The sequence below is a fragment of the Streptomyces sp. NPDC057428 genome (assembly GCF_042803195.1).
Lineage (GTDB): Bacteria > Actinomycetota > Actinomycetes > Streptomycetales > Streptomycetaceae > Streptomyces.
This window is the reverse complement of record NZ_JBHVCT010000140.1, coordinates 1-9,530: the sequence shown is the minus strand read 5'-3', so window position 1 is coordinate 9,530 and position 9,530 is coordinate 1. Positions and strand designations below refer to the sequence as shown.

General features: G+C 65.2%; 1 protein-coding gene. It reads right to left on the bottom strand.

Annotation, left to right across the window (positions count from 1 at the left end; translation table 11 throughout):
* Nucleotides 1–923: 923 nt before the first annotated feature.
* Complete coding sequence (locus tag ACFU5K_RS30000) at nt 924–8,993, bottom strand: RHS repeat-associated core domain-containing protein (protein ID WP_384067284.1); 8,070 nt, start codon at nt 8,991–8,993, stop codon at nt 924–926.
* Between the last annotated feature and the right edge of the window lie 537 nt (nt 8,994–9,530).

The window sequence follows — 9,530 nt, the reverse complement described above, 5'->3', positions numbered from 1 at the left end:
AGGCGGACGACACGAGCACGGATCCTGCCGCACCCGCCCACCACTTGTCACATCGTCAGACAGTGACCCAGACCACGACCTTCTGAATGCTTACGTCACCGCCGCACCCCCATCAAATTCGAAGACCCTGATTAACGCCTCCCATATTTCCGGCTATTCCAGGCGCCACCCGAATCCTGCCAATGCACTGTAAGTGATCGATCGTCCCCTAACTAAGCTAAGACCTGTCCCGCAAAAGATCTCCGATTGGTGTGGGCGTGGGTGGTGACGAGTCGGGCCGCTTGCTTATGCTCCACCCTCGTCCGATGACATTGCCGTCAACTACTGGCCCCAACCAGCGTAGAAGCCCCGTCAGGACTCGCTGACGGGGCTTCTCTTTGCTGACGTTATCGATTCTCCTTTCGGAAGATACCGGCCAGTCGAAAAATCAGGACGCAGTGGCAGTAGAGAGCGATGGTTCGCGAACGGGTGAAGGCGTTGGAATGCAACAGCGACTACATTCCAACATCCTCATTACAGTGGCCACTGTGGTCCGCGGAGCAGCCTGAAGGGCGAGGAGAGGGCACCACATGAACGTCAATCCGTTCTCTTAAGTGGCCCGAATCTCGACGGGGTCAGAGCGCTGCCGTCATCTTCATGCCACTGGCAATGCGTCCCGTAAAGATAGCCAGCGCCTCCGTTAAGTGCGAACCACTTGCCCGCGATCCCGCTCAGGTCAATAGAATCTGGCGGGTGGAATTGCGGGTCTACGCAAACCTCAAGTCGGTTGTAGTCCATCGCGCCGTGAAAGAACCGAACGTTTGAAAAGAGGATATCGACTCGACTCGGAGAAGCATCGGTCAAGCTACGCAGGAGTAGTTGACGGTAGCTTACGGAGTAGTGCCAGATGCGAAATGGGCGACCCCAGCTAGCAATGATCTCCACTAGGAACCTCCTAGGTGTCGAGAGCCTGAGAAAATCTCACTCGTGATATTTTTTCCGCCCATATAGAAGGAGAGCCTATCGCTCCCAAGATTGCCAACCCGGAAGGCGCGCTCAAGGATCGCCATCTCTCGCTGAGTCGTGTACCAGTTGTCACCTTGCCCCTCCTTCACGGCGTCATCGAAGAGCTCGGCCGGCGTGCCCTTCTGCCCGTTCGTCATCGTGAATCCGTCAAGACGTACATGAATGTGCGCCTCGGGGTGTTCATTTGCAACATCGCGAACGTTAGAGAGAGCCCCGTCTCGCGTCTCGCCCATAAACTGGGTGTACCCATTATCTTTGGCGAAATCCTCTAGCCCGTTATCGCTTGTCCCGAGGGCCACATTCTTGATTTCTGTATTGCAGTTATGAACGAGTACCGGCGTGGCCCCCGCCAGCACATAGTACGTGTGGAGGTCGTTGACGGTGAGGTTGTGGACCGTTGCATCGGATGCCGTCCATCGTTCGATCGCGGTGATCTGGACATAGGCGCCGGCACTCGTGCGGAGCCACTCACCGATCTCCAGGTCAGTGGCGTCAACCCATGCACCGACGGCTTCGACCCAGAAGGGGTGGCTGTCCGTGGCTGTGACCGAGGCCGTTTTACCGCCCCTGTCGCCATCGGTGTCGATGGTGACCTTGACGAGGTGCTTGCCGCCCTCACCCTCGATTTCGGCAGTGACGACCTCGGCCGTCGTCTCCCCGGTCTCGGGATCCGTAGCCAACACCTTGTCGCCGTTTTTGACCTTCTCGATGGGTTTGGTCGACCCGTCGGCCATGACCACAGGGGTGCCCGGCACGAAGCTGTTCGGCTTGTCGCAGGACGGCTTTCTGGTGAACGCCTGCTTGACCCGCTGAGCGGCGCTCTTGACCTTCTCGTTGGTCTTGGCCGCGATCTTCTTGGCTCGTTGGGCGGGGTTGCCGGTTTTCTCGGCCGCCTTCTTCGCTGCTCGGGTAGCCGCCTCCTGGGCCTTCTTCTTGGCTGCCTGGGCCGCCCTCTTGGCTGCGGCCTTCGCTGCTGCGGCAGCCTTCCTGGCGGCCTCACGTGCCGCCTTGGCAGCCGCGATGATCTTGCGGGCCTTCTCCTGGGCATTGCGCCAGGCACTGATGGCGCTGAAGGTCTTCTCGACCGCTCGCCAGATCTTCTTGCCCTTGCTGAAGACCGAGGTCCACGGAATGGCGTCGATGATCAGGGAGCCGCAGGCCCACATGTCGCCACGTGAGAAGCAGCTGACGACGTCGTTCCAGCCGATGAACTCCTTGAAGACGGCCCATCCGACGTTGAGGATGATGTCGGACATCGACGTGTTCAGTTGCTGGTTGGCCCACGCCTCCTCTGCGGTCTCAGCAGTACCACCGCCTCCTCCGTCTCCCCCGCCACCGTCCATCATCAGACCGCTGGGGTCGGCGAAGGTGACAGGGTTGTTCTCGCAGTAGACGTACCCGTTCATCTGGACTGGATCAGCCAGATCGAGGACCGGGTCCGGAGATATGAAGCGGCCTGTCTCCGGGTCGTACTCCCGCGCGCCGAGATGGACGAGACCGGAGGAGCTGTCGTCTTCGCCGCCGATGTATCCCTTGTGAGACTGCCAGCCGGCGTTCTCCTTGCGGGTGACTCCGAAGGGGTCGGTCTTGTCGAACTTCACCGTGTTGCCCGGGGCGAGCTTGACGTTGATGTACGCGGTGCCGTTCTGGTCGGTGACCTGCATCGACAGTTGGTCGGCGCCGCCGCCTTGCTTGAACCGCATCACCACGGGGCCGCCGGCCTGCTGGTAGTAGCGCTCCGAGTAGTTCGGCGTCCCGTCCGAGTTCACCGAGACTGTGGCGTCCCCGAGGTAGAGGGTGCGGGTGCTGTCGGTAATCGCCATCAAGCGCTCACCGGTGGGCCCATAGACGTACTTCGTCTCGTCCGCCGGCGCCCACGACTGGGCGGACCCGTTCGCATCACAGGTGCCGAGCGTGAGGTCGGTACCCGCAGCCGTGTTGGCACCGGGAACCACCAGACACTTGCCCGACGCGACGTGCTTGAGCTTGTGACCGGACTCGACCGCCGTCCACTGCTGGGCCGCAGCTCCGGTGCACTTGGCGATCACGACCGCTGTGCCGTCAGTGGTGGCGCCGTCCTTCGGGACCACGCACTGGTCCAGAACCTTGAGCGCACCCTTGGAGGAGTCGGTGGGCGTGGCACCCTCGATCCGGAACTGCTGGGCACGGGTGCCGTTGCAGGAATAGAGCTGAATCGCGGTTCCGGCGACCGTCAAGGAAGAAGAAAGGTCAAGGCACTTACCGGAGAGGCCTGTCCAGGCTCCCGCGCCGCTTTCACCGAATCCTGTGACGGTTTCCAGTTTGCCGTCCCAGGTCCAGGTCAGGCCCTGCTGGTCTCCACCGTCGGTACGCGTCTCGGTGTTGCCCGCCTTGTCGTAGGTGCGGCTGGAGGCCTCAGTGACCTTGGCTCCCGCGTCCGTCAGGTAGGTGGACGACATCCCGGTCAGGGTATGTGGCTGAGTGCCGTCCGCCTTTCCGTAGGTGTAGGACGTGGTGGCGTCCTTCGTAGGGTCCAGGACCGTGGTGGTGGTACCCGCGATACCCAGGTAGTGGTCGACCTCGGCCTTGCGGTTGCCCATCGCGTCGTATGTGTACGACTTGTGGTATCCGTCGCCCGCCGCGCCGATGGTCGGGGTGCTCGGGGTTCCGTCTGCCTTCACCGCGCACGTCGTGTCGGAAGCCGTCCAGGCTTCGGTCATCTGACCGATGGCGTCGTAGCGGAAGCACTGGCGGTCGGTGTTCGAGTCGACAGCGTCCTCGATCTTGGTGACGTTGCCTGCCGGGTCGTACGCGTACGAGCGGACGTTGACCCTGTTGCCAAGAACTGCCGAGGTGTCACTGATGGACTCACGGTCGGTGTAGGACTTCGTCAGTTCACCGGTGCGCTCGTCGAACAGGTTCGTGGTCCAGACGCGGTTCGGGTTCTCACCCGTGACCGCACGCAGCACCTGGCCGTAGACGCTGTAATCAGTGTCCGCGTTGTACCAGTCGATACCGGACGTGGAGACCGGCAGGCCGTCATCGTTGTACCGCGTGACGATCTTCTCTGGAGACAGGCCGCCCGCCGCCGGCAGTGAAGCGGACTTCAACTGACCGGATTTGCTGTACTCGTAGGTGTAGGCGTACGTCTCCTGGAGTCCGTACTGCGCCGCGATCGTTGCCGGCAGCGTCAGTTTCATACCCGTCGGCTGGTACTCGGTGGTGTAGCCCGTGACGGTCTTGGTGTAGGGCAACCCATCCGTGTAACGGGTGGTCGTGGACGGGAATCCCAGACCGCCGATGACCTGGTCGTAGGTGGCGGACGTCAGCAGCTCGCCCGTGGATGAACCTTTCCGTTGCTCGGTCACGCGGCCGAGCTCGTCGTACTTCGTCCAGGTTGTGGACGGCCTGCTGTCTGTGGCCGTCTCGGGGCGGCCGAGCACGTCGTACGTGGTGCTGGTCGTGCCCGTGTCCGGGTCGGTCGCTGTGACCTGCCGGCCAAGCGCGTCGTAGGTCCAGGACCAGACGTTCTTCGATGAGTCCTCCGCCTTGACCTGGTCGCCGCGCGCGTCGAAGGAGTACGTGGTCGACCGGAACGCCGAGCGTGCCGCATCCGTGAACGTGTCGACGCGAACAGTGCGCCCCTGGGCGTCGCTCCACGTCCGCTGCGCCGCCCCGCCGAGCGGCGGAATCACGGTGGACCAGTCGTACCCGTACTCGTAGCGCGTCGCCTTCTCAGGCATCGTGGAGCCCGCCATGTACGGCGTCTCCGCGAGGACGCGGCCCTGGCCGTCGTACTTGTAGAGGGTGGCGTTCGGGATCTTGAAGTCGGAGTCGACCTCGAACATCACCGTTTGCGGCAGGCCGTCGGCGTAGTAGCCGTTGTTGGTTCGCGCGATGGTGCCGTTGGTGCTGTAGATGGTGTCGGTGATCAGCCGGCCGTTGCCGACGGCTGGTTCCTGGCGCTGGCGCTCGCGGCCGAGGCCATCGTAGAAGACGACGGAGTCGTCGTAGTCGGTGCCGTTGTCCTTCAGTGTGGAGCTGACGACGTTGACCGGCTCGCTGGGCAAAGTGTTGTAGGTGAACTTGACCGACGGCTTCTCGTCGGCGCTCTGCGAGGTGCCCCAGCCGGCGGTGGTGCGGCCGAGCGCGTCGTACTGGTAGAGGGTCGTGCGCCCGTTGGCGTCGACCTCCTTCAGCGTGGTGCCGCGCGCGGGCTCCAGGTAGGTGGTGGAGGTGTGCTTCTTCGCGTTCTCCTCGGTGATCGAGTAGACCTGGCCGGTGGTCGGCGTGTAGGTGGTCTTCTCGGTTTCGTTCTTGGCGTTGGTCGTCGTCAGCACGCGACCGTAGGAGTCGTAGGTGAGCGCGGCCGTCTGCTGCCAGGCGTCACCCTTCCCGTTGAGGGACCAGGTGGTGGTCGCCGAACCTGAGGTCGGGGTGGCACCGAACGCCAGGTCGTCGTAGGCGATACGGGAACCGGCGATGCGCGCGGAGACGGGAGCGGTCGGCGCTTCGGCACAGGTGCCGGCCGTGGTCAGCGTCTCCTTGTCGAGACCGATCAGGTTCTTCGTCGTGTTGTGGACGTAGCTGAGGACCGAGCACGTCTCGTCGCCGGATTTCCCGGTGTCACCGAGGGACTCCACGGTGAGCGGCAGACCGTAGGTGTCGTCGTACGTGGTGTTGGTGCGCAGCGAGTTGTCGGTACCCGAGGTGCGGGTGGTGGTGATGGTGTGGTCGTCCAGGACCCGGTATGCCTTGAGCGTGGGGATGCCGTCGGCCCGGGTGCGGCTCGCCAGCTCCACGACCTTGGGGTAGTCGACGGAGCGGGAGACCATTGTGCCGCCGAGCCCGGTGTAGTCGAGCTCCTCGGCGACCCGCCCTTGGAGGGCGAGGTCGTCGTCGGCGATCTTGACGCCGTCGTTGTCGAGGACGCTCACCGCGCGCTTGGAGCCACCGGGGAGCGGGTCCCCGTTCATGCCGCGGAAGTAGCGGACCTCCGACATGGACTTCGCACTGCCCTCGTACGCGTCCGTCGAGTCGGCGCCACTGACCGTGCGGACCCGGCTGAAGCCGCGCCACTGGTCGTAGGTGCGGGTCTTCTTCTTGGAGAACTCCGCCTGGTTCAGGGCCCAGGCGCCCTTCGTGTCACCTCCGTCGCCGTAGACGTACGAGGTGGTGACGGGCTCGACGCCCTTGACGCCGGGGAGTTCCTGGACGTTGTCGACGACGTACTTGTTGAACCACTCTATGGACTCGTCGGCCTTGTCCGGGTCGGGGTGCCAGTACGCCGGGTAGCAGAGGCCGGTGTTGGACTCGACGGCCGGGAAGCCGGAGCCGGTCTTGCATGCGCCGCTGGGTTCGCGGTAGTCGACGAATGTCTCGCCGCCGTACTCGCTGATGATCCGCTCGACGCGCAGCCGGTCGAAGGTCGGGCTGGGATCCTTCTCGCCCCGGCGCACTCGGTTGGGCATCGGCTGGGTGTTGGGCACGAAAGTCACCGGCCGCAGGGCCTGCGCCTCGCCGTCGGTGCCGTATCCGGTGCGGGTGATGGAGTCGAGCCAGAGGGCGGTGCCCTCGTCGGTGCGCTCGGACGGCAGCGACTGTTCCAGGGTCCAGGCGTCCACCTTGGAGAGTGTGGTGGAGCCTTCGGTGCGCTGGGTGGAGGCGGTGACCTGGGCCAGGCGCTTGCGGGTCCAGAAGGTCGGGACCGGCACGTAGCAGTCCTTGCCGGACTTGCACAGCAGGTCTGCAGGGGTGTCGTACCAGATGTGGTTCTTGGCGAAGTCGCCCGAGGTGAAGTTGGCTTCGGAGCAGGCGATGCCGTCCTCGACGAAGCAGCGCTCGTCGACGGCGAAGTCGACGCGGGCGAGCGGGGCCGCGCTGTAGAGGGTGCTCGCGCGCTGGCCGTAGTCGACGCGCTTGAGGTAGCCGCCCCGGTCGTAGGAGACCGGGGTCTTGAACTTCATGTTCTTGGCGTAGAGGGACTTCTCCTTCTCCCACCACAAGGACATGGCGCTACCGGAGGTGTCGACGACGTAGTCGAGGTTCCAGCGCCAGCCGCGGTCGCAGAAGGACTTCGCAAAGTCGGCGTCGTAGCAGTCCTCGCCCGGCTGGTTGCCGGAGACGGGGACGGTCAGGACGGAGTTGGTGACCGGGTCGTCGGCGGCGGAGCCGTTGTCACTCCAACCGGGGAGCTTGTGCCTGCCGAAGTAATAGCTCGTCCCGTCCCGGGTAGTGACCTCCCAGTACTCGCCCAGGGAGTCGCCGTTGCCGAGTGAGGTGTCCTTCAGCAGTCGCACGCGCGAGCCGTCCCCGTTGGCGGTGACCCACTCGTTGCCGGTCTCGTCGTCGTCCTTGACCAGTTCGGTGGTGGTGCCGCCGAGGGTGAGGGTCGCGTTGTCGGAGCCGTAGCAGAGGTCACTCGTTTTGCGCTTGGCGTTGTTGCCGTTCTCGGTGTCGTCGCGGCAGGCCTTGTAGGTCCGGGTGATCGAGCCGGGGTTGTACTCCCAGCCGTCGCCGATCCAAGACGCCTGGTTGTTGGTGGCCGAGGTACGGCCGTCCACACCCTGCGAGTTGTACCCGAATGCCAGACTCGGTGCCGGACCGCCGGGGACTGACGGCGGCGTGAGCTGGTAGGTGTAGGAGAACCCGCCCGAACTGCTGCCGGCTGTCCACGAACCGGCGCTGGCCAGCGGGGTCGCTGAGAAGTCGCCCTTCGCACCGCCGCCGCTGGAGGTGGCCATGAGGACGGACGAGCCGGAGTTGCTCGCCGCGCTCAGCGCGGCTGCCCGGGTGAGGGGGGCGGACCCGGCGGAGGGCTTGCGGTACAACGCGGTCGAGACCCTCCCGGTGGAGGTCGCCGACGCGGTGGCCGGGGCTGTACCGGCGTCCGTCAGGTCGGCGACGTCGAGCGTCGCCTCGATGCGCCGCTCGCCGTCGAGGACCCCGTCACCTTCGACGTCGGACTCCTGCGGGACGACGACGTTGGTGGTGTCCACCTCGGTCGGCTCCGCGCAGCCCTCGACATCCGGAGTGGTCAGGAAGCACTCAGGGAACTTGACGATCTGGAGGCGGTCCGCCCAGTTCGCTCCGTAAAGCTCCGCGAAGTCGGTGTAGTCGAGCGCGACCACCGCGTCACCCGTGGCACCCGTCGGCGGGGTCACCGTGAAGACCAGGCCCTGGACATCGGCCGCCGAGGACTCTGCCTGGCTCGCGAGAGCGACCTGCCAGTCGCCCTCCAGCGCCGTCGTCTCCTCGGCGGTGGCCGTGGCAGGAGCGCCGATCTCGATCGGCAGGGAGCTGATCGGCTGGGTCTCGCCCGGCGTCAGCCCATCCACCGTGCCGGTCGCCGGTGTGGTGATACCGGTCCCCGCCGGTGCGACGGTCTTCGTCGGCTCGTAATCCTCCGTCGGGGGCACCTCTGCCGTCGTGAGCTCGGCGAGACCGCCGCCGTCCTCACCGTCGGCGAGCTGCGGCTTGGGCAGGTCGACCAGGTCGACACCCGAACGGCTGCTCGGCGGCGGTACGGCGTACGAGCTCGGCAGCATGCCGATCGTCACGGCCGTGGCTGCGACAAGGACCACGCCTACACGCGCTCGCCTCCGACGACGACGCTGCTTCTCGGTGCCGGGGAGATACCCCCGGCCACTCCACGACTTTGCCGGGGCCCTGGGGTGCTGGCGAACCGCTTCGGACAGATTCCTGCGGCGAGCCTTGGGAACTTTCGCGGGGTGGCGCCAGCGCGAATTGCGGACGTTGAGGACAGCCACCACCGGCTTTCCGTGGTCGCGGATCCAGGCGGCGATCTTCTCGAACTCCATCTCCTGCTGAGACTGGCTGTCGAAGCACAGAAGTATGAGGTCGGCGATCTCGACTGCCTCGCGGGCCTTGGCCTCGAGATCGTCGCGGCTCTCGGTCCGTCCCCAGCCGTTGATCCCGGGTGTGTCGAACAGTCGGCGGTGTCGGTCGGATGTTCGCCGGGCGTCCGGGTCTGCCAGCAGACCTTCCAATTAAGGTCGAAGGGCTGCATGTGGCCGTGCCCGAGGGCGGCGTGCGAGGTCAGGCTGCAGAAGCCGGCGGCTTGAGCCTGGCCCTGCGCGGACTGCAGGCCCTTGCCGATCACGTCCGGCAGGGTGGCCGTCTTCTTGTCGTCCGTGGCGGGCGCGTGGCTGGCGGCCAGCGGCTGGTCGTTGGCGCTCTGCGCGCTACAGGGCTTGCTGCCAGCAGTGTCGGTGCCCTCGCAGGCGGTGAGCATGAGCGCGGCGATGGTGCGGGTGTGCACGATCCCCCCTGAGCGGATCCGCTGCTGAGGGACCATCATGCGACATGTGTGGCCTGAGTGAAGGCACTGTAACGGTGCTGTGACACGACGAAGCCCCAGGCGGGGTAGGGCCTTGCTCCCCCGCTAACGCAGCGGCGTCGACTTCGTGGTGGGGTTCGGCGCATGGGGTAGCTGCTGGTCCGCCCTGCGTCTCCACAGGTCCGCAGGTCTCGGACTCTCGGTCATGGGAAGGGCGGTTGCGACACCAGGCGCCTGGTGTCGCAAC